The 23645-nt window shown below is 49.6% G+C and carries 14 protein-coding genes; 3 read left to right on the forward strand and 11 right to left on the reverse strand.

Annotated features, from left to right (window positions below):
- Positions 1–8 precede the first annotated feature (8 nt).
- The 3 genes from AC1DLI_RS13295 to AC1DLI_RS13305 all read right to left on the reverse strand — a co-directional run bounded on the left by AC1DLI_RS13295 (position 9) and on the right by AC1DLI_RS13305 (position 3276).
- Positions 9–893: a carbohydrate ABC transporter permease gene (locus AC1DLI_RS13295; RefSeq protein ID WP_477603266.1), complete on the reverse strand. Its 885-nt coding sequence runs from the start codon at positions 891–893 to the stop codon at positions 9–11.
- A gap of 53 nt (positions 894–946) precedes the next feature.
- Positions 947–1831, reverse strand: a complete 885-nt coding sequence (locus tag AC1DLI_RS13300; protein WP_477603268.1) for a carbohydrate ABC transporter permease — start codon at positions 1829–1831, stop codon at positions 947–949.
- A gap of 80 nt (positions 1832–1911) precedes the next feature.
- Entirely contained in the window at positions 1912–3276 is a 1365-nt protein-coding gene (locus tag AC1DLI_RS13305; protein ID WP_477603270.1) for an ABC transporter substrate-binding protein, read from the reverse strand.
- A 195-nt stretch (positions 3277–3471) separates the two neighbouring features.
- On the opposite strand from AC1DLI_RS13305, the gene AC1DLI_RS13310 reads away from it, so the two are divergent.
- The 3 genes from AC1DLI_RS13310 (at position 3472) to AC1DLI_RS13320 (ending at position 8703) form a co-directional block, all read left to right on the forward strand.
- A complete protein-coding gene (locus AC1DLI_RS13310; RefSeq protein WP_477603272.1) occupies positions 3472–5292 on the forward strand; it encodes a sensor histidine kinase in 1821 nt (606 codons plus the stop codon).
- Positions 5282–6910 (forward strand): response regulator transcription factor, encoded by a 1629-nt coding sequence (locus tag AC1DLI_RS13315; RefSeq protein WP_477603274.1) that lies wholly within the window; start codon positions 5282–5284, stop codon positions 6908–6910. The genes AC1DLI_RS13310 and AC1DLI_RS13315 overlap by 11 nt, the downstream gene beginning before the upstream one ends.
- Before the next feature lie 251 nt (positions 6911–7161).
- Positions 7162–8703, forward strand: coding sequence for a diguanylate cyclase domain-containing protein (locus AC1DLI_RS13320; RefSeq protein WP_477603276.1), 1542 nt, complete (start codon positions 7162–7164; stop codon positions 8701–8703).
- Between the two features lie 104 nt (positions 8704–8807).
- Here AC1DLI_RS13320 and htpG read toward each other — a convergent pair whose 3' ends face one another.
- From htpG to AC1DLI_RS13360, 8 genes are all read right to left on the reverse strand, one after another.
- Positions 8808–10688 (reverse strand): molecular chaperone HtpG, encoded by a 1881-nt coding sequence (htpG, locus tag AC1DLI_RS13325; RefSeq protein WP_477603278.1) that lies wholly within the window; start codon positions 10686–10688, stop codon positions 8808–8810.
- 233 nt (positions 10689–10921) lie between these two features.
- The gene (locus tag AC1DLI_RS13330; protein WP_477603280.1) at positions 10922–11980 is read right to left on the reverse strand and encodes a polysaccharide pyruvyl transferase family protein; all 1059 of its coding nucleotides are present in this window, start codon (positions 11978–11980) and stop codon (positions 10922–10924) included.
- A 13-nt stretch (positions 11981–11993) separates the two neighbouring features.
- Complete coding sequence (locus tag AC1DLI_RS13335; protein ID WP_477603282.1) at positions 11994–13112, reverse strand: glycosyltransferase family 4 protein; 1119 nt, start codon at positions 13110–13112, stop codon at positions 11994–11996.
- 6 nt (positions 13113–13118) lie between these two features.
- Positions 13119–13811: a glycosyltransferase family 2 protein gene (locus AC1DLI_RS13340; protein WP_477603284.1), complete on the reverse strand. Its 693-nt coding sequence runs from the start codon at positions 13809–13811 to the stop codon at positions 13119–13121.
- Entirely contained in the window at positions 13787–14662 is an 876-nt protein-coding gene (locus AC1DLI_RS13345; protein ID WP_477603286.1) for a glycosyltransferase, read from the reverse strand. The genes AC1DLI_RS13340 and AC1DLI_RS13345 overlap by 25 nt, the downstream gene beginning before the upstream one ends.
- Positions 14646–14846: a hypothetical protein gene (locus AC1DLI_RS13350; protein WP_477603288.1), complete on the reverse strand. Its 201-nt coding sequence runs from the start codon at positions 14844–14846 to the stop codon at positions 14646–14648. Before AC1DLI_RS13350 ends, AC1DLI_RS13345 begins: the two co-directional genes overlap by 17 nt.
- A 524-nt stretch (positions 14847–15370) precedes the next feature.
- A complete protein-coding gene (locus AC1DLI_RS13355) occupies positions 15371–15562 on the reverse strand; it encodes a hypothetical protein (RefSeq protein WP_477603290.1) in 192 nt (63 codons plus the stop codon).
- A 421-nt stretch (positions 15563–15983) separates the two neighbouring features.
- The gene (locus AC1DLI_RS13360) at positions 15984–23489 is read right to left on the reverse strand and encodes a glycoside hydrolase family 3 N-terminal domain-containing protein (protein WP_477603292.1); all 7506 of its coding nucleotides are present in this window, start codon (positions 23487–23489) and stop codon (positions 15984–15986) included.
- Positions 23490–23645: the final 156 nt, after the last annotated feature.

The raw sequence follows: 23645 nt of genomic DNA on the forward strand, positions 1-23645 counted from the left end.
GGCCTAGCCTAACCTTTCACTGCTCCAGCGGTAATCCCGCGTGACATTTGCTCAGTAAAGAGCAAATAAATGATGACTGTCGGCAGCGCGATCATCGTCATTACGGCAAACTGCGCGCCATAATTGGATGAATATTGCCCCGTAAACTTCATGATGGAGAATGGCAGCGTTTTGAACGTTTCAGAGGTTAGAAACGTATTCGCCATAATGAATTCATTCCACCAGCTTATAAAGTTCATAATGCATACCGTCGCAATAGCCGGCTTCGTAATCGGCATGATGATTCGAAAGATGACGCCAAAGACAGAGCAGCCGTCCATGACCGCGGATTCTTCAATGCTCCTCGGAATCGTCTCGAGAAAGCCAGATAAGATCAGCAGGCTGATCGGTAAGGAGAAAGCAATGTACGGCAGAATCAACGACAATGGATTATCGATGAGATTCAGCTTGTCGAACAAAATAAAGTTCGGCAGCAAGGTCGCGTGGATCGGAACGATCATCCCCAGCATAATGAAGGCCATCGCCGGACCGCGCAGCTTCCATTCCATTCGCGTAAAAGCGTAGCTCAGCATCAGAGCCAGAAAGGCGGCTGCCAAAATCGTTACGGTCGTAATAAACACGCTGTTCAAAAGAAAGCGCGGAACGCTCCCGTATGTGAATGCATTCACATAGTTATTCCATTCAAATGATTTAGGCCATTTCAAAATTCCGCTCCCGAAGAAATCTCCGCTCTTCAGAAAGGAATAATTAATGAGCCAAATAAGCGGGAAAATTTGAAGCAGCGCCACTCCCCACAGGATGATGTGAAGAATGACCTTTAAAGCAGGCGATGCGGCATCCTTCTTCTTGCCGTTATTTGCCTCCCGGTTGGTCTTAGCTGCAAGGGCCTCCACTGGCATGCCTCCTAAAGAAATTCATGTCATGAAATGACTCATTCGTGATGCCGTTAAAACTCGCCGACATCTTTTTTGAACGCTTTGTTCATCGCCATCGTTATGACGAGGCAGATGATAACGAACACAACGGAAATCGCGTTCCCATAGCCATAAAGCGATGAAGAAAACGCCGTTTTGTAAAGGTAATTCCCTATAAACTGCGTCGTATTGGCGGGTCCTCCGTTCGTCATGAGAAACACGGTTTCCATCTGCTTCAAGCAAGCGGTAACCGCTATGACGACCGCTACCCGGACCATTGGCGAGAGGAGCGGAATGATGACTCTCGTATAAAGCTTCACTCTGCCTGCTCCATCGAGCTCGGCCGCTTCAAATAAATCCTTCGGTATGCCCTGCAGCCCTGCATAATAGAGAAGAAGCGCATAACCAAAGCCCTGCCACATGACGACGACAATAATGCACCAAATCGCAATATGTGAATCGCCAAGCCAATCCTGCTTCCAAGCGCTTAAGCCGGCGCCCTCGAGCAATTTATTTAACATCCCGAAATTCGGATGAAATACGCTTACCCACATTTTCGATGTTACGACGATTGAAATCACAGCCGGTATAAAAAAGACGGCACGGAACCATTTTTCAAGCTTTCCTGCATGTGTAACGAATATCGCGAAAAGCAGCGCAATCGGATGTTGAATCAGTAGCGTAGCTGCCAGCAGCATCAGGGCATTTAACAGAGACCGCCAAAAAACGCTGTCATGGAACAAGATGTTCATGTAATTCTCGAGCCCAACGAACTCGTAAGCACCGATTCCCGTCCAATTCGTCGTACCGTAATATGCACTCATCAAAATCGGAAAACAAACCATGAAGAGAAACAGCATAAACCCCGGTGCGACTAGCCAAAAAATGGTGATTCGATTGCTCATCAGTTTGTGCATGGTTCTCCCCGCTCTCTCTCTGTAGAAGGGGAGGCAGTCGAAATAGATTCGTCTGCCTCCGCAGCTATCAGGTTAATCTGTTACTTCAACACGGCGACTGCCGCATCCATCTCCGTCAAAAATTGTTCCGGCGTAATTTGCTTGCCGAATAGCTTCTGATGAGCTTCCATCACCTTTGTTTTGAACTCATCCGTTCCATTATCATGGACCGGTGTTCCGCTGGAAGATGTCATGGCGCTAAAAATATCCACCAATTGTTTTTGCAGCGCTGTCTCGTTGCCAGTCAAAAATTGATCAAACTTTTGAGCCGGCGTACCGGAGCCCGTTTCCCAAACCTGCTTCGCCCAGTTCTCAGGTGCGAAGAAATATTTCAAGAAGGCTACCGCTTCCTCTGGATGCTTCGAATTTTTGGATACGGAATATCCGCCGCCATACCATGCCGCTACGTCTGTTGCTTTGCCATTATCGGAGGCTGGATACGAAATCGCGCCTACGTTATTGCGGAATTCCTCCGGGAAATTCTCGTCCGTTGCTAGGCCGGCTTCCCAGTTGCCCATCACATACATTGCCGCTTGGCCTTGACCGAACAGGTTGCGGGATGTGCCGTAGTCCGCTGTCATGAAGCCGTCTGCCAGCCCTTTGCTGTCTGCCAAAGCCGCAATATCCTGCGCCGCTGCGAGGAAGCCTGCATCGCCAGAGAATTTGCCTTCACCCTTCAATACCGCATCCATTTTATTGAAATCGCCTGTATGGCGCTGTGCCGCATATTCGAACCAAATCGGCAGCGACCAGCCTTCCATTGCGTTTGTTGCAATCGGGTTAATGCCCTTTGCTCTTAGCTGCTTCGACACCTCAAGCAGTTCTGCCGTTGTTGTCGGTACCGTCAAGCCATTGTCGTCAAACAGCTTCTTGTTATAGTAGATAACTAAGAAATCGGTACCGCGCGGCAAGCCGTACAACTTACCGTCTTGAGAGAATCCATCTTTTGCGCCCGGCACGAAGTTGCTGCTCTCAAACTCGGCTTCGTTCAGCTCCAGCAGCATGTTGTTATCGATAAGCGGCTTGATGAAGGAGGTTTGGCCCCAAGCTTGAATAATGTCCGGCACCGCATCAGTCGATGCGTAAACCTTGATTTTTGCTTTATAAGGCTCATCTTGAAGCGCTTCGACTTCAATCTTCACATTCGGGTTTTCTGCCATATAGCTATCGATGATGGCTTGCTCGATTTTACCCGCTCCGTTAGAGCGATCGGCCAGTGCCGTAAAAAACTTAAGCGTAACCGGCTCGGCGTCCTTGCCCTCATTCGCGGCATTCGTTTCCTTAGTTTCATTGCTCGGGCTCGGCGCCGTGCCCTTGTTCTCATTCGTACCGCTATTGCCGGAGCTGCATGCTGCCACAGTGAAGACCATGAGCATCGCTACGAGCGTGATCCATATCTTTTTCATCGCTACCCCACCTTTATTTAGTTGACCAGGCGTTCCCTGTTCTGCACCCATTATAACGTGTAACTTAGGTGCCAAAATATGAGCCATAATTTAGAATAGATGCCTCATTTTTTGGATCATCGGCAAAAACCCCCTGCCTGGATTTAATTCTTGGTATACTGAAAGCACAAATTTGAATGGCAAAAGGGGATTGGCATGAGGGCTCTTTTTCCTCCATTTCGACATATTACGCTGCAGCGAAAATTACTTACCTTAGTGATTCCCCTCCTCATTGTTACCGTAGGCATTACCGGTCTATATTCGTATTTCATCGCCTCCGGAGAGGTCGTGGATAAGCTTCGCCAATCCCAATTGAATATGGCGATCAAGACGAAGGACCAGCTGGACTATTTTGCCAAGAGCACATTGAGTTTCTCCAATTATTTGTTTTTGAATCCGACGGTTCAAGGCATGGTTATAAACGGGGATACGCCTCAGCGCCGTGACCAGGTGTTCAAAAATCTGCTGCCGCTCATGGTTACCGGTGAATTCATTCAATCGCTCATCCTTTATCCGACCTCGAAGGAGGATGTATCGGGGCAGCCGTTTGCTATTACGCAAACCGGTATTGCAAGCGCTATCAGTTTTGAAGGATTTACCAAAACCCGCTATTATGAACGATTGGCGAAGACGCCTTCGGGGCAAATATGGGATATGTTTTATCCCTCGGATTATATTTTGCCCGGTGACTACCATCATAAAATCGTCTTAATTAAGCCCTACAAAAACTATTACAACTATGCGCGCAGCGGTCTCCTCGTCATCGGAATGGATGCGGATAAACTGAGCAAAAGCTTATACCATGGCAATGAGGAGGCTGCGCAGTTCATTATGAATGATCAGGGCATCGTCCTCGCCGCAACGGATATGCAGTGGATCGGCAAGCCCATCACGCTGCTGCCCTTTTTCAATCAGGAGGATACGACGACGATTCATCCTGAACGCGGATTGGCCGTATTAAAGAAAAACAAAAAGTATATCGTCTCCGATTCGATTTCGGATATTACCGGCTGGCATACCGTCGTTATTCAGGACCGCAGCAAGCTGGTGCTTGAGCTGAAGCATATCGGCTCTGTTACGTTCTCCATTATGGCTGTCGTAACACTAATTACGATCATCGTCTCTTGGGTCATCGCCCGCATCATTACGAATCCGATGAAGAAGCTGATGTTTTCGATGAGGGCGCTTCAAACGGGAGATTTTACGCAGCGGGTCCACTTCAACGGCAACGATGAGATCGGCAGGCTTGGACATTTGTATAATACGATGGTTGGACGAATTAAAACATTAATCGATGACGTTTATGCCTCGAGGCTGAAGCAGAAGGAAGCGGAGCTTAAGGCGCTGCAATCGCAAATTAATCCTCATTTTCTCTATAACACGTTGAACATGATTAATTGGAGCGCCGTTCAGAAGGGAGATAAGGAAATATCCGAAATGGTCGTTTCGCTCTCGCAAGTATTCCGTTTAAGCCTCAACAGCGGCAATGATCTGGTAGCGCTCGAGCATGAAATGGAGCTGGTGCGGAATTATTTGTTTTTGCAAAAGAAACGCTTCACGTCCCGTTTCAATTTCGAAATTGACTTGGAGACGTCCATCCAGCATTTCCGCATGCCGAAGCTGCTCCTTCAGCCCCTCGTCGAGAATGCGATTATCCATGCGATTGAGCCTTCAGGCGGCAATGGCCATATTCACGTAAAGGCATGTAAAGAAGATTCACTTATTATTCTCGAGGTCTCGGATAACGGTCCCGGCATGCCTGAGTCTCAGGTTCAGCGCCTAAACCAAGCGCCAGTCGATGAGCCGATGCAGACTCTGCAAATGCACGAACCGCATTCAGGGATGGCGCTCTCCAATATTAAAGAGAGACTTGCTTTATTTTATGAGCATGCGGAATTTGAGATTGTAAGCCGTGAGGGTCTCGGCACTAGAGTTCAAATACGAATCAAACAAGGGGGCACATCAAATGGCGCTTAAAATGATTATTGCGGAGGATGAGCAATCGTTTCGGGAGGGTATTCTTACCCTTGTCGATTGGAAGCTTTATGGCATAGAGATTGCCGGTGAAGCCGAGAACGGCCGTCAGGCTTTGGAAATGATCCATAATAACCCGCCGGATTTGCTTCTGACCGATATCCGCATGCCCCACCTGAGCGGTCTTGATTTGATTAGAGAGGCCAAAGCCGCCGGCCATGATTTCCGCTCGGTGCTGCTTACCGGCTATGACGAGTTCGAATATGCAAAGGAAGCGATCAAGCTCGGCGTATCGGATTATCTCTTGAAGCCCTGCATGCCGCATGATATCGTACGCGTTATTTTGGAATTAAAGCAAAAAATCGAGGATTCCGAGAATGAGGATAAAGCGGTTAATGCTCTTAATCAAAGCTGGAACCGAAATATTCATCTGCTGAAAAATCAAATATTGTCCCAGTGGATCCAGCAGCCTTTAATGCCGTTAGAGAACCGCGCAAACGTCATGAACGAGGTCGAGTTGACACTCCTGCCCGGGCAGATACAGGTTGGCATCATTCGGATTGATGCGAATAAAGGGCCTAACGCGGCAGCCTCCAAACGGGATTTGGAGCTCATTCGCTATGCGCTGCTTAATATTACGGGAGAGACGCTTCGGCCTCTATACGAAGGAAAGCTTGAAGTATTCCGTCACGGAGACGAAATGCTTTGGATCGGCAATTATCCGGATCATGCCACGCTCGATGCGATCGGAAGCGCGATGAAGATGCTCCAGTGCAATCTGGAATCCTATTTAAAGCTTTCCATCAGCATATCGATCAGCTCGGCTCAAGCCTCCGTCGATTTTGCCCATATCGGCTATCAGGAAGCGCTTGAAGCGATGGAAGGACGATTCTATCAAGGACGGGGCGGCATTTTCTTTTATGCGGGGGCTGACAAACCGCACACCTCAAAAACCTCTATTCTGGATGATCCGTTTCTGCATCGCATGGAGAAGGATCTGCTCGTTTCGCTGCAAAACGAGCAGTATGAGCAAGCTGTCGATGCCATAGAGGCGAGCATGTCCCATATCCGAAGCAACTCCGGTTATAGTAAGGCCGAGGTGCATCTGCGCTCAACGAGTCTGATTCTCGAGCTGCAAAAGTTCGCCAAGGAACGCAAGGTTGCTTCTATTGAATGGCAGGACAGCTTCGTTAACTGGATGGAGCAAATTCCAAATATGGAGACGCTTGACGACTGCTCCGTCGTGCTCCAAAAAATCGTGCAAAGCATCGTCGAGGCGGTGTCGAAGCAAAAGTCGCTGCATCGCACAGTTCACGCCACCATCGAGCTTATTAAGCAAAGGTACAATACGAACCTCACGCTAGAGCTTGCGGCCAAAGAAACATTCGTCAGCAATTCTTATCTCAGCTCGCTCTTCAAGCAGGAGCTTGGCGTTAACTTCTTGGATTACCTGCATCAATACCGCGTGGAGCAATCCAAGGAGCTGCTAAAGCAAAGCTACAAAATTTACGCCGTATCCAAGCTGGTAGGCTACCAAGAGGAACGCCACTTCAGCTCGACCTTCAAGAAGTGGACGGGATTAACGCCGCGGCAATATCAAAAAAATTACAACCCGGAATGAACAAGCGTAAACGGATGAAGCCGTCCTTGGCGGCAAAAGCTCGTTTCGCGGTGAAATATAAGCATCGTATAAGGTTCAAATTTATACTTTCTTATATTTTGTAAAAAAGGACTGTCCCAAGGTTTTGGACCTTGCGTGACAGTCCTTTTTTTTACAAATTTCCATAATTCGTTAATGAATTAGACTTGTAAACCGATAAATAGATTAGGTCATTAGACCTATCAATATTACGGCTTCGAGGGGGTCATACAATGCCGTTTCGTTTCAAAGCTAAAATAATGGCCATTATGGGCATTTTTAGCATTTTATTGACATTCAGTGTGTCTCTGGTCAACCAGCATCGTTTAAAGGAGAACTTGATAACGGGTTATAAACGTGAATCCGCTTTGGTTGAAGATACGGTCGTTACCGCTGTCTCGGCTGCAGACAAGGCATTTCAAATTTTCAATCAAGACATTGAGAAAAAAATGAAGGCCAGTTCCAATACGCTGCTCCAAAAATACCGCGATAATCCTAATGTAGCTTCGTGGGATTACAAAGCGCTAAAAAAAGAAATGGACGGCATGGATATTTACATCATTGATGATACGCAAACCATCCTGTACAGCAGCTTTGTGATGGATATCGGGCTCCGCTTTGAAGACGAGGGCGAGGGCTCATTCTCCAGACTTCTGCAGGAGCGGCTGCAAGGAGAGCAATTCGTAGCAGATGGGATCGATCAAGAAACGAATACGGGGAAAATCAGAAAATACAGCTACATCCCTACCCCCGATCATAAATATTTAATCGAGCTTGGCCTCTATATGGAAAGTAATCCAATCTTCCAAAGCTTTAATTTTCTCGTTATCAGCAGCAGCCTTATTCAAAAATACAGCTATATCAACGACATTACTATTTTTACGACAACCGGCAAGTCGATAGGAAAAATGGGAGAGGACGGAAGATCCCTCGTCGTTTCCAATGAAAATATGCCCGCCTTCAGCAAAGCATTTCGGGAATCGAACGTACAGGAGGTTTCCGGTGAGCGGGAAGGATATCAGGTTACCTATCGCTATGTGCCCTATTCTATAGAATACGACGACGCGGCGACCCGCTTCACCGATAAACGCATTATTGAGATCGTTTACAATGAACAGGAATTGCAAAACAAATTGAATCAAAATAAGCAGGTGTTCTTGCTTCAGCTGTTAGCGACTATTGCCATAGCGCTCATCATTTCATACATTATAACCAGGCTGGTAGCCAGACCGGTGTACTTAGCCTCCCATGATATGCTGACGGGTCTTTCCAATCGAGCGGCCTTTGAGAGCTCTTTGATGGCGAGTATCGAGAAAAATAAGAAAAAGAAGAGAAAAACAGCGCTGCTGCATATCGATCTGGATCATTTCAAATTGGTCAATGACACCCTTGGGCATGATGCCGGCGATACCTTTCTTAAAGAGGTTGGCAAACGAATCCGCTCTGCGGTTACGAATCCTAATGCCGTGGCAGCACGCTTAGGCGGTGATGAGTTCGCCGTGATTCTGAGCTATATTGAAAACACCCAGGAAGCGATAGAAACGGCTAGCCATATTATTGATGAGCTGAAACGGCCTTGTGAAATCCATGGAATAGATGTTGTAAAAAGCTTGAGCATTACGGCCTCTATTGGAATTGCAATTGCGCCTGAACATGCCGAGGACTCCGAACGGCTTTACATCTGCGCAGACCAGGCTCTTTACCATGCCAAACGCAGCGGTAAAAATACTTACAGCCTTTATGATCACAATAACAAAAACCAGATCATACTTTAGCGTTACAAGCGTTAATGGCTGTTCTTTCGCGGAGATATAGAAACAAAACAACCTGCACAGGCATAGACCCGTGCAGGTTGTTTTCGTTGCGCTTATTTCTAGGATTAAACCATAACTTTACAAATGTCATTCGTGAACGATACCGGATCTTGAATCGGCAAGCCCTCGATGAGAAGCGCTTGGTTGTAGAGCAAGCTCGTGTAAAGGCTAAGCTTCGCTTGGTCTTTGCCATGGGCATCCTTCAATGCCGCGAAAATTTCATGGTTCACGTTGATTTCCAGCACCTTGTCCGCCTTCACGTCTTGGCTGTTCGGCATTGCCTTCAATATTTTCTCCATTTCGATCGTAACCTCGCCCTCGGTCGACAAGCACACGGGATGCGATTTAAGACGTTTTGAAGCTTTGACAGCCTTCACCTTATCTTGGAGGATTTCTTTCATCTGCTCAAAGAGCTCTTTATGCTGCTCCTGCTCCTCCGCCGTTTCCTTATCCTTCTCGTCGGATTCGATGCCAAGATCCCCGCTGGATACCGACTTAAATTCCTTATCCTTGTACTTAGCGACAACCTTGATCGCGAATTCATCGATATCGTCCGTGAAATAAAGGATTTCGTAGCCTTTGTCGGAAACCATCTCTGTTTGCGGCAATCTCTCGATTCTCTCGATCGACTCGCCGGAAGCGTAATAGATATACTTCTGGTCCTCGCTCATTCTTGACACGTACTCATCAAGCGTAACAAGCTTCTTCTCTTTGGAGGAATGGAACAGCAGCAGATCCTGCAGCACTTCTTTATTCATGCCATAGTCGTTGTATACGCCGAACTTCAGCTGTCTTCCGAAGCTTTTGTAGAAGGTCTCGTATTTCTCGCGGTCATCCTTAAGGATGCCAAGCAGCGCGCTTTTAATTTTGCTGTTGATGTTTTTGGCGATCAGCTTCAGCTGGCGGTCATGCTGCAGCATCTCACGCGAGATATTGAGCGACAGATCCTCGGAATCAACCATCCCTTTAACGAAGCTGAAATAATCCGGGAGCAGGTCCGAGCATTTATCCATAATAAGCACGCCATTCGAATAAAGCTCGAGCCCTTTCTCGTATTCCTTCGTATAGTAGTCGAACGGCGTATTTTCCGGAATATACAAGATCGCATTGTAGACGACGGCCCCGTCAGCGCTAATATGCAGGTGCTTGATCGGTTTATCAAAGCCATAACGCTTCTCGAAATAAAATTGATCGTAATCTTCTTGCGTAAGCTCGTTTTTGTTTTTCCGCCAGATCGGCACCATGCTGTTGACGGTTTGCTCTTCCTGGTATTCCTCGAACTCGTTCTCGCTGTCCTGCTTCGGACGTTGGCCTTTCACGTCCATCTTGATCGGATAACGGATAAAATCGGAATATTTTTTGATAATCGATTTTAGGCGATATTCCTCTAAGTATTCATCGTATTGGTCATCCTCAGTGTTCTCCTTGATGTTCAACACGATTTCGGTACCTGCAGAAGCCTTCTCCGCTGGCTCTATCGTATAGCCGTCCGCTCCCGTTGATTCCCATTTGAAAGCTTCGTCGCTGCCGAAAGCCTTCGTTGTTACGGTAACGACATCCGCCACCATGAATGCGGAGTAGAAGCCTACGCCGAACTGGCCGATAATATTATGGCCGTCCTTCAGCTCGTTTTCATTCTTGAAAGCAAAGGAACCGCTCTTCGCGATAACACCAAGGTTATTCTCAAGCTCTTCCTTGGACATCCCAATACCTGTATCTGTAATCGTCAGCGTCCGGTTCGCTTTGTCAGCCACCACTTTGACGTAATAATCCTCTTTGTTAAACACCAACTGCTCATCGGTTAAAGCTTTGTAATAGAGCTTGTCGATAGCGTCGCTTGCATTAGAGATCAGCTCTCTCAAGAAGATTTCGCGCTGCGTATAAATGGAATTAATCATCATTTCCAGCAATCTTTTCGATTCTGCTTTGAACTGTTGTTTGGACATGGATAGATCCCCTTTCCATTCTTCGATTATAAAATCATTATGGATATTTGACAGGATGGCTTGGCCTAGCTTTGTTAAACCATCATCCTATATATTAGCACTCAAACTCTCTGAGTGCTAATCCCTCTTTGTATATAACATAAACTATTTTTCTATGTCAACCCGCTTCCTTAAAAATCCATAAAAAGGAGCTGCCCGAAGGTTCTTCACCTCTAGGCAGCTCCGTTCCATCCTTAAAGCAGCTCCTCGTAAAACGGTTTTTTCAGCAGCTCACGATAACGGATTTGGTGCGTGTAAAACTTTTCACGGATCGTATACGCTTCGTTTTCAATTTTGCCTACTCGGTCGAGTATGCTTTGCTCCAACTGAGGATCCCCCGTAGAGAGCACATAATCGGACAGACCAACCGATAACCCGAAGTCAATACATTTAAAGCGATAGCCAAGGCTGATAAAAGGAACGCCTGCAGCAGCTGAAAGATAACTCGCGTGCAGCTTGAAGTTAATCGTCAGTGCGTAGGATTTCAGCTTTTCAAGCAGGTCCTCGTGATGGTAAAGCTCAAGATCCAATTCGACGTTACGGGGATCCCCCAGCTTCGCGTATAGACGCTTGCACGCTTCTCTGTCCGGCCCCCAAACCGAGAAGATATTCACGCGGTAGCCCTGCGCGATCAATAGCCGCAGTGCCTCTGCCAATTGCTGTTCCACCTTTTCCTCACTGCCGCCGAATATGCGGTTATACGCCGTTCCCCAGTTGACGCCTATCGTACGGCTGCCTTTGGATCGGTTACTCGGCGATGGTGCCGGAAGAAGAAAAGCCGGATCGCCGCTTATGATGGCATCCGCCATCGAAGCGCCGGAATCTTTCAGAAATTGATAGGATAATGGACCCCGGACACCGCAGTATTCGGATAGCTGCACCAGCTCCGCAAGCTTTTCATTGGTCGCTGAATTTTCGCCCGTGTAAGCCAAATTAGCCTCAGCCTTACCGCATGCGTCCATCAGGGGGAACTCTTGATGATCATGCCCGCTCCCCCAGATGATGACCTTTTTTTTCTTCAGCGCTGCTTGATAAGCCACATCGATATAACCCGGAATTAAGAGCGAGCCCCCGCCGAGCACGACCGTATCGTAGGGACCGGGATTCCGGATATCTACGCACGGGATGGAGGGAATCACGTCATATTTTTTATCCGGCAAATAGGATCTGCACAAGTCGCGGAATAAGAGCCACATCAGCTCGTCACCGACATTGTTAAAACCGATCCAGCCTACATACAAAATCCGTTTCATGGCGTACCGCCCTTCATGATGTTTTGTCGATTGCGATTGCCGCACGATACACGTTCAATACCTGCTGGATGATCGGGTCGATATGGAATTTTCGCTCAACCCAGCGTTTCCCTTCTGCGCCCAAGGTTTTCAGCCTCGGCAGATCGCGGCAGCCCTGCCCGATCTCGCTCGCAAAAAGATAGCGTGAATATGCGGTATAGGACCCGTGGTCGCCAAAATAATGCGACCATGCTTCCTCGTAATTGCCAGGCTCGATCCAGCCGAAATAACCATGGTTGCCGACGGCCAGCACCGGCTTCCCGCAAGCCATCGCCTCCAGCGCAACTCTGCCGGTGCCGACGACGATATCCGCGATATTGTAGTACTCGTTCATTCGCGCCTTTTTGCCAAGAACATGGATGAACCTCTGACCGCTCTCCTCCTCAATAAAGGCGGAGAGCTCCTTTATCGCTTCAAATTTGGGACCGTCTCCGATGACGACAAGCTCCAGGCGATTCCAACCATAACGGCGAAGATCCTTCATTGCCCGCAGCAGCGTATCGCAGGCGGTTCCTTTCCCCCATGCCAGCCTGCTTGCGTAGAGGAGAACGACTGCATCATCAGGCAAGCCAAGCTCAGAGCGGAGTCTCGAGCCGTTAGACGGATAAAACTCCTGCAAATCGATTCCATTCGGCACAACCGCCGAGGGAAAGCCTAGCTGCTGCGTATATTTTTGGACAGGCGCACTCACACTGATTACCTCTTTGGAGAGGCTCATCAGCGTCTTTATGCTGCTCTGCGGATAGTAGGTGCCATGAACGGTGAATACCGTAGGAATACCCAGCTGGCTGGCCGCACTTGCCGTGAGCAGTCCGGACGGCGTCTGGTGCACATGCACGCAATCCACCTCTTGCAATCGCATAATCTCCTGCAAGCGTGCTACCTGCACCGCATGGGCTGCATGAAAATCAAAGAGAAAGACCGTGCATCCCGCCTCCTCGAACTGGGGCCGCAAAAGCCCTTCCGCCGAGAGCAGCGTCACCCTTTGCCCGGTGCGTATCAAAGCTTTGGTCAAGCTTAAAACATGCGTTTCCGTGCCGCCGGCATCCATACTGTCCAGAGCCATTAATACGGATAACCGCGAGCTTATCATTTCGCTTCACTCCTTTTTTGCATAAAAAGCCAATGATCGTTGATCGGTATGCAATCGATAGTAATAGAGAATTTCGGGTATATTTTCAATGCGTTCCTTTTGGTGCAAAAATTTGACGATAAACTCATAATCCTCCGCGCCGACAATTCGGCGGCTTAATCCGCCGATACGATCGAAAGCGTCTCCTCTAAACATGATGGTGCCGTGGCAAACGCAGTGCCCGCCATTTCGGTAAACCTTGTTAATTTCCTCGCCGTACCGGAGCCATTTCGCCTGCTCGTATACCCGTTGCCCCGTATTTCCAAAGGCGGCATAGCTCGTTCCAACTAATGCGATATCCTGATGGCTGCGCAGAAAGGCGATCTGCTTCTCGAGGCGCAGCGGATGTGAGAAATCATCGGCATCCTGCACAGCGATATATTCTCCTCGAGCAAGAAAGAGTCCCGTCGTCATCGCGCCGGAGAAGCCCACATTTCTGGGTAATCGAACGAGGACAAAAGCATCTGTCCCCGCTAAACCGTTCTCCTCGCACCATGCTTGTACGACGTCTACGGATCTATCGGCCGAAGCATCATCCACGAAAATAATTTCCGTGCTCGCATGCGTCTGCTTCTTCAAGCTGTCCAAACATTCAATCAGATACGCTGCCCGATTATAGTTAGTAATGACGATGCTCACTTTACCTGGTTCTCGCTGCACGCTATCACTCCTTCCCTTTCCCTTCTTCCGTGAATGGCATATAGAGCCTCAAAATGATCGCCTATGATTTGCATCGCTGCCTCGGAGTGATTCATTCCCCTGTTGTTATGCTTATGGGGCCGATACCGGTTCAAGCGATCCACTTCTATGCGATGCACCGCTCTAATGGACAAGCCTCCGAGCATCCCTAGCGCATAGGCCTTCGGCGGACATAACAGCGTCGACCAATGCATCACTTCAAGCGCCCGCCTATTCATGGCGAACGGGACATTCACCAGAGACGCATTCGCAAGATCCTCTCGGCCCAGAGCCATATTAAGCGCAATTTTCAAGGCGGTCACCGTGCTCCAAGGCATGCGCATGCCAAGATGGTGATCCAGCCGATTTACGGCTATATCACAGTTCTCCCGTACTGCATCGGAGAAAGGAGCAAGCTCTCTCCACGGGATATCGAAATCGCTGTCCACGAACAATATTGTATCGCCTGAGGCTGCATAAGCCCCGATTGCTCGGCCGACATCCGTTCCGAGCGGCTCTTGAAATACGATGGTTGCGGCACCTAGCTGCCTGGCGATCACTTCCGTCTGATCTGAGCTACCGTTAACGACAACTATGATTTCAATAGGTGAAAGCTGTTTTACCTCTCGGATAACGCGCCCGATTGTCCTTTCCTCGTTTTGAGCCGGAATGACGACGGATAAACGCTGCTGAACACCGCTTCGCTTTCCCTTATCAGAAAAATCGCTTCCCTTATTGAGCGGAGGCAAAGCCCGCTCATCCTTCATGAGCTGTTCTACCAAATCGCGTCTCCGCCCACCATCCGTGCAGCCCTGCCTAAAGAACTCGGACATAATTAATAACTCTCGAACGTATTAGGATATCCTCTGTTCCTCCGTATCCCGGTACGCTTAAGGTTTGAACAACGACGTAGGAGAAGCCCACTGAAATTAAAACACCTGATAGTACTTCGCCATTGGAGAGCACAACCTCCACGTTTCTCCCTTGATACGAAAGCAGCTTAAAGTAAAAGGACACATGATCAACTCCTATCAATTTGATACAGTCATCGTATTCGAGAGATTGATAGAGTGAACGGCTGCTGACTAGTTTGAAAAACTTTTCATAGAATCGATGTGATACGGCAGCCATTAAAATCCGTCTCGGCAGTTGGCGGATTGGGTGCAAGCTGATTGAAACCTCGCTCCAAGCGAGCAGTAGCTTATTTTGTGCAAAACAATCTGCAATCGGTGCTCCGTTCCCGGCTACACTGTAGTTTGTGCAATGTAATCTGATGCTGGAAATGTCGCTCCAAGCGAGCAGTAGCTCATTTTGCGCACAGCAAACTGCGATCGGGTGCTCCGTCCCCTGCTACACTGCAGTTTGTGCAATGTAATCTGATGCTGGAAATGTCTCTCCAAGCGAGCAGTAGCTCATTTTGCGCAAAACAAACTGCGATCGGGTGCTCCGTCCCCAGCTACACTGTAGTTTGTGTAATGTAATCAGCTATTCGAGCCCTAGCCCCATGCTACAGTGCAGTTTGTGCAATAGAATCTCGGGTTTTAATTGAAATAGCTAGTTAGTGGCGGATTACGTTGTATTTTCTGCAGCGTAGCTCCTTCGAGCGGGGTGGATGTAAGGTTTCTGTTGTACTTTCTGCAATGGCGGCGGCTTGCGCTGCTGCCCATATGCGTAGGCGATGGGGCAATGGAGCGATCATTCGTTGACGAAGCAAGCTTAACAAGTGCGACCATGCCTTCTCTACCTGCTACACGGCAGTTTGTGCAATAGAATCAGCTATTGGGACACTTGCCTTCTGCTACAGTGCAGTTTGTGCAATAGAATCTCGGGTTTCAATTGAATGAGCTGGTTAATGGCGGATTACGTTGTATTTTCTGCAGCGTAGCTCCTTCGAGCGGGGAGGATGTAAGGTTTCTGTTGTACTTTCTGCAATAGCGGCGGCTTACGTTCCTGACAGTAGGCAGCGGGATCGGCTTGTGCTGCAGCCATTAGGAAATGGCACATTTGTGTGATGGTGCGATGACCCGATAGGATGATGGAGCGAAGTAAGCTCATGATGTAGGGGTTAGTCTAGCTACGCTTCGTAAAAGAAAATAAGCTGCCCCAGCAGGCATCATGCCTGCGGGACAGCCTCTTTTCCACTTTCCAATTGTGCTACTTGTTGTAAATCGCGTACATAATGACCGCCGCTTCCGCGCGGGTCGTATGACCGAGCGGGTTAAGCTTGGAGCCGTCGCCTTGTACGATACCGTTCGCAACAAGCAGAGCAGCGCTATCTGCTGCATACGGAGCAAGCTGCTTCAAATCCGTGAAGCCTTTCAGCTGGTCCACGCTGCCTGCTTGCAGTTTTTTGCCAGATGCGTTTAATGCTCTTTCTGTCATAGCGATCATTTCTTGCCTTGTAATGGCTGCATTCGGATCAAAAGCCCCGTCCGAGCGGCCTGTCACGATGCCCAGCTTCTTCGCTACTGCCACCTCGTCGTAATAGTAATCGTCCTCCGCCACATCGGTAAAGCTGCTGCCCTCAACGGCTGTGCTTAAGCCGAGCGTAGTAACAAGCAGCTTAATAAAGTCTGCGCGCTTCACCTTCTGCGCCGGTGCGTAAGCTTTTTCGGACACGCCGTTTATGACGCCTTTGGAAGCCATCACTTCAATCGCCTGCTTCGCCCAAGCATGCTTGCCTAGGTCATCAAACGATTTGTTCACGAGCACAACGCCATAGCTGCTAAAATGATTGACCGCAAAGGTTACAGCACCCTGCGCTTTCACATATTTTCCGCTTGGCACTGCAATTACTTGGCCGTCAGCGTCAACGTACCATACCGTAATATGCTCGCTGACCAGCAGCTCCTCCGCGCTTGGAGTATAGCTGAACGATACGTTTACGGCAGCTTCCGGATTGCTCCATTCCGCTTTAACGCCGTTCACATAAAGGTTCAGCTCGACCGCCGGACGGCTGCCGATTGCGCTGCGCGCTTCTTCGCTAAGCTTTGTTTTGTCCGCATTCGATATCACAATGGATACGGTTGCCGCATCCGAGGCAAGCGGCTTCAACATATGGCTAGGAACGATGATGGTGCCTGTTCCCGTTTTAATTTCATAACGAACCGTCAGCGCAGCTTCACTGATAGCTGCCTTAGGCAATTGCACCTCGTACCCATTTGCTCCGCTTACACTCGGAACCTCGATTGTAATGGTTTGAACGGCAGCGCTTGGCCCTTGACCCGGTTTCCATGCGCCGTCAATCATCGTCTGGCTGATTACGGTTTTACCCAAGCCGCTTGCGGCATCCACTACCGGAGTCGGTGCTGCAATCGTTTTGCCGCCCGTTTCATTTCCTAAGCCGGTCGGCGCGGTTGGCGCCGGTGTTGCTTCTGGTCCCGGAGTTGGCGTAGGAGTTGACGTCGGCGGCTCCTCTCCAGGCGTAATCACAAACGTGAACGGTGCAATATAGCTGTCTTTCATGCCTTCTTTAATTGCGATTGTACGAAGCACCGTCAAATCGTTCAGCTTAAGCGGAGCGCTATAAAGCGTACCGTTCGTGCGGCTTGGCAGCGAGCCGTCTGTCGTGTAATAAATGGCAGCCCCTTCCGTTGCCGATGCCAGCGTTACCGTTTTCGGCCCATTGTAGGCTCCTGCTTTAAGCGACGCTGTCGGAACCGCAGCAATGCCAGTAATTGGCGCAACCGCCTCCGTTTCATCCAGCACGATCCAATCCAGATTCGCCCCGTCGTTATTGCTTGTGAATTGCAACGTCTGCGCGCCCTCCACAAGCTGGACAATGCCGGAGGTTTCTACGTAGGCATCCCAACCGCCGCTTGCGCCAAGCGGTGTAGTCGACAGCTTGCTGCCGTTCACCGACAGTGAGCCGCTTACGCCTCCTTGCGGCGTCGCGTAACGGTAAGTCACTTTATAGTAGCCTGTTTTTGCGATATTTACGTCAAAATATAACGAGCCTGCCGCGGCGATAAAGCCTACGTTTTTGAACAGAAGCGTTTCACCGCTCATGTTGCTTTGAACGGCTGCCGCGTCTGCACGGCTGTAGCTTTCCGCTTCGATTTTCATGGCGGCGCTTTGATCCATCACTTGTGCCGTGTGAGGCTCAAACTTAATCCCTCTCAGCTCATAGCCGGATGCGCCGGATGCGATGCGCAGCTTCTGATCACCTTCGTTCAGCTCCAAGACCACGCGCATTTCCACCACTTGATTATACAAATTAGGTACGGTCAGCGTTTTCCGGATTGCACCGTTCTGCGCTTCCAGTACGATTCCGTTTACGACCTGGCTATTTGACGTCACCTTGAAGGTAACGACATATGAACCCGATGCCGGTACATTTATCAAATAATCTGCGTAATCACCAGCATCAATTTGCGATAATTTGGCTGAGCTGCCTGTTCCCGTGACTGCAAACCCTTTTAGCCTGTTGAAATCGGCAAGCGAATCAAAACTCAGCAGATTAATCGGCGTTTTTACGTTTTCCGTTCCAAGCAGGGCTGTTTTTGCCGTTAGCGTCGTGCCGCCCGTTGAATCATCGTAAGCCTGAACAGGAACGTTAGCCTGAAGCTCAAGCTCATTGTAATATACCATTTCGTTCCAATTCAGCGTCAGCTTCACGGTTGTAGGACTTAGAAGTTCTGCTCCGCGAAGCGATACGCCACCTTGCGCAACCGCTGGTCCCGATAAAGTAATTTTACCCAGCTGGTCTGCCGCAAAGCTTCCGCCAGCAAGCGTAAGAATAAGCTCCTTGCCATTCACGCCGTAAGCAACCGAACTCTCGGACAACGACACAGATTCTGTATCATTAATGGCCTTAAAAATAACCTTGGAGCTCATCGTTCCGCCCACGCCGCCTGCAGCTGCTTCATATACGCTCGCGGTAACGGTTGCCGTACGGTCAGAGTCATAATCGCTGACTGACGCTCCTCCTAAAACCAGCCTAGCCGATTCGTCAGATTGGCGATAGACGCTGTCTACTACCGTTCCCGCAACCCCTTCGATCGACCAATTCGATACCGTTAATTCCTCTTTGTAAATGTCATTAAGTAGGTGAACGATCACTTCTTGCCCTGCCTCAGCGCCTTCTGTAATTACTGCCGCATCCGCAAGAATAGCCGGTCCGACAGCCAGCGCGTTCAAATTAAAGCCTTTATCGACGATCCGAACGCGCAGGTTGTGAATACCCGCAGTTAAGGTAACCGTATCCGCCGCCGTTGACCATGAATCCCAGCTTGCTGTTTTTGGAAGCGCAGTCGTAGAAAGCACCTCTGCTCCGATTGACAGCTCCGCTTTAGCGCCCTCATTCTCGGTGGCATAGTGATAGGTTATGCCGTAGCTGCCATCCGCCGGAACCTGAACCTGATATTCCAGCCAATCGTTTGGATCTGCATAGCTCACCGCCGAACCATTTACGAGCACATTTAAGGATGCCTTGAATTTGCCGGCTTCGATAAGTGCTGGGAGCTGAATCGGCTCCGCAGCCGCCTTCGAGAACGTAATGCTCTTGATGTTGTAATCATTTTTGCTCACAGTCATCGTTAATTTATGCGTACCCTCCGGCAGGGTAACCCGTATGCGTTGATTAGCGAAATAATCCCACTGGTACGTCGTCTGCTTTACCGGAAGCGTAACGAGGGGCTCGCCATCCAGCTTAAAGCTTACCGAGCCATCCGTTTGGTAGCCCGCCAGCGCCAAATCCATATCATATTCGCCCGCTTCTGCGACATGAACAGCATAGTCAAACGAAGCCGTTGCATTTGCCGCGAAGGAGCCGAGGTAGCCGCTTGGATTAACCTGATATTGACCCTCTGCCGAAGCAAAACGCGTTGCGTCGATAGCTGCTGGCACGCTTGTAATCTGCGTACGGTCCCAGCGATAGGTTGCGGTCGATTTCGCCGGAATGACCGCATTGATTTGCAGCCCGTCAACCAGCACCTTGAACGGCTGCGGATCATTCGTTTGGTTGGTGACAACCGTGACGATTTCTTTGCCGTCCGGGCTTGCAAAAGCAACGTTCGTAATCGTCGATGCCGATCCGTAGTTGCTGTCTATACGCACATAACCAGGCTTCACGAACTTCGTGTATTGACCCATCAAATAATACTCGGGCAGAAGCCAGTAGTTATCCGGATTCGAGGAATCCTGTACCACCGGTGTCGGGTCAGGAATGCCCACCCATTGATGCGTCGAAATATCGCTGTCCAGCATGGTTACCCAGCTGTTATAGCTCTTTGCATAATTGCGGAAATATTGCGCGATCCGGTCAGCGCCTGCGGTACCCCAAACGGCCCGCTCCGTCAAATATACGCTTTTTTCCGGGAACAGCTTATGAAGCTCCGTCATCATGGACAGCTCGCCGCCATAATCATGGAATGCCGTTCCTTCAATCGCATCGTATGCGCCATCCACGGGATTACCGAGAATTTGCGCCGGATATGCCATCGTATCGCCCGGATTGTGGTCGAACATCCATAGCTTCACGCTTTTGATCTTAGCGTTGCTGTGCTGATCCAGCTTCGCCCGCAGCAGCTTCGCAAGCCTCGATGCTTGCTGCCATGACATGGCCGTGCTCGGATAATCAATTTCGAGAAGCGGTTCGTTTTGCAGCGTCATTCCTTCGAAGTAGATCCCCTGATCCGCGTAAGCCTCAAGATACTTCACATAATAGGAAGCGAGAACCGGAAGATACTCTTCCTTCACCTGTCCTCTAACCATACTGTCGGTTGTTTTCATCCAGCCCGGAGGGCTCCATGGCGATGCAAAAAACTTCAGATCCGGATTGATCGCTTGCATTTTTTTTACCGTTCCAATGATGCCGAAATCAATATCCTTCTGAATCGAGAATTTCTCTAGCTCGACATCGGTCTCGCCAGCTGGCAAATCATCATAAGAATAAAACTTCTGCGCCGTAAAATCGGATGTTCCTATGGTCAGACGAATCATGCTCATGCCGATGCCGCTGTCCTTGTCGATTAGCTTGCGAAGCAATTCTGTCTGCTTCTCGGGCGACATTTTGACCAGATTATGAATCGTTGCTTCTTCCATTGAAGATCCGATACCGAGCATCGTTTGGTATTTCTTGTCCGGATCAATCGTAATCGTTATTGCTGCACTGTCATTCGGGAGCGTCAGGTCAAGATTTACTTGCTGCTCCAGCTTCTTGTCCCCATCCAAGTAACGGTCGGCATAATACCATTTGCGGTCACCCGCGTCCCGTTCGCTCGAAATCCAAGCTTCAACAGCCCCGTTGATCAGCGCCGGTTCACTTCCTCCGCCATTACCCGGATCAGTTGTGCCTCCGCCGCCGGCTGGCACATCACCCGTGCGAGTGAGCTCCACCCAGTTAAAGTTGATGTCGCCTGCAATAAACTCTAATCTTAGCTTTTGTAAGCCTGCTTTGCTCAGTACGATGTTTTCCACTTCAGCCGTTTGCCAGTTTTGCCAGCCGCCGGTTGAGCCCACATTCAAGGTACCCGCCGTTGCTCCGTCTTCCGTCTTCACTTTGATGCCTGTCGCACCGCCGTTGCCTGCATAACGGAAAGCCGCTTTATAAGTGCCTGGCTCGTTCACCTTAACGGAGTAGTCCAGCCATGCGCCACCAGAAGTCCAACCGACGTTTTTGCCGCCGCCCGTATCCTGCGTATCTTCCGTATTCAACCCGCTGCTCTTCGCTGTGAAAGCCTCAGCCTCGATTTTGCCCGGTATCGGCAGTGACGGCGACTCCGGCTGCACCGGCTTAGCCGGCAATGCAGGTGTAGCTTGGCCGCTTGTTAAGCCATAGCCGATAGGGAACAGCAGATTCGTGCTATCCTCAGTCGTAATGGGATAATTGGTCAAATAGAATGGCCACTTGATCGGATTTTTCCCTTTGAATTCTTGATCCCCAATCAACACATCCGCAACGCCTTGCCCTTCCGTGCCCGGCAGCCACGCTGCCACAAGCGCATCCCAGTCATCCATTTGATCCGCAATCGTGAGCGGACGTCCGGATACGAGTACCACGATGATCGGAATGTTCGGATCGGCTGCCCGAATGTTCGCAATTGTCGCCAAATCCTCTTCGTCCAGATTAAGGCTGGTCCGGTCTCCCGTTGTTTCCGCATAAGGCGTCTCGCCTACAACCGCGATTGCAGCATCATAACCTGCCGCTCCCCGGCCGTGCTTGTTGTAGGTTACTGTTTTGTTAGCGCCTGCTGCCTCTTTAAGCCCTTCATAAATCGTCGTTCCTGTCGTTATTGCCCCGGAAGCGCCCTGCCATGTGATCGACCAGCCGCCTGATTGATTGCCAATATCGTTAGCATTTTTGCCCGCGACAAAAATTTTGTCCATGTCCTTGATCTGAGACATGATCGGCGAACCGTTCACGACGTCATTTTTCAAAAGCACAAGCGACTCCGCAGCCGCTTGGCGCGCTAGCGCACGGTGCTCGTCTGCGCCGAGGTAGTCTGCCAAATCAGCATCCGTCTTCGGATTTTCGAACAGGCCTGATGAAATTTTAACCTTCAAAATACGCAGTACGGCATCGTTCAGACGCTCCTCCGTAATGCTGCCTTCCTTAACCAGGTTAATCAAATGATTTAGGCTGGCTTTCCAATCGCCAGTCAGCATGAACATATCCACGCCGGCGTTTACCGATGTGAGCAGCTGATTTTTCAAACCGCTCACCGCCTTGCCCTCTTGATCACGCGTGATTTGCTGAATGGCATTGTAATCCGAGATGACAAAACCCTCAAAGCCAAGCTCACCCTTGAGCACATCAGTAAGAAGCCGCTTGTTTGCATGCATCTTCAAGCCCTGAACGCTATGGTACGAGGCCATGACCGTTTGTACGCCGGCATCTACCGCAGCCTTATACATCGCCAAGTCGCTAGCGAGCAGCTCATCCTCCGTGTACTTCGTCACATTCCCTTGATTTGTTCCGTTATCCGTATAGCCTTCTCCGATAAAATGCTTCGCAGCGCCAACGACATGATTCGTTTGGCTGCGCTCGGCAGCTGTCTCTCCTTGCAGCCCTTTGATATATGCCGCGCCTAGCTCCTTGGAAATCGCTTGGCTGCCGCTGTAACCCTCATAGGTACGGCCCCAGCGAATATCCTGCGGAGCGGCAATGGTCGGGGCAAAATCCCAATTTGCACCCGTCGAACGTATTTCCTTCGCGGTTGCGGCACCGATTTGCTTGACGAGCTCTGCATTGTTCGCTGCTCCAAGACCTATATTATGCGGGAACAATGTCGCCCCCTTCACATTGTTATGGCCATGAACCCCATCCACGCCGTACAATAACGGGATGCCAAGTCTCGTCGAGAGTGCTCCATCCTGATAGCTGTCTATGAGCGTCTGCCAATTCTCACGTGTGCTATCCTGCTGCTTGCCATTTGGGAAGGAGCCCCCGCCGCTCAGCACCGAGCCGATAAAATACTGCTTAGCCTCCTCCGGCGTAATATTGCCCTTCTCCGGCTGTATCATTTGTCCTGCACGTTCCTCTAGTGTCATTCTAGCAAGCAAATCCGCTGCCCGGGCATCTACGCTTTTGGACGGATCCAAGTACGCCGGAAGCCCTTCTCCTGACTGCGTCAACGGCGTCGCTCCGACCGAAAAAAGACTCGTCATTAGCGATACGACCAAAAGCATTGCCGTCATCATCGACATCTTTCTTTTCAAAACAAACCCTCCTCAAAACTATAATAGCCATCTCAAGGCTGCAGACGAGATTACCTACAAGTATAAAATTGATAGGGTTTTGAAAATATGGCGCATTCTTGTGATTATGTGCGTTGTTTTTTGGCATTTTGCAATCGGTTCCAGCGATCTCTTCGC

The organism is Paenibacillus sp. 01T443 (assembly GCF_056398325.1).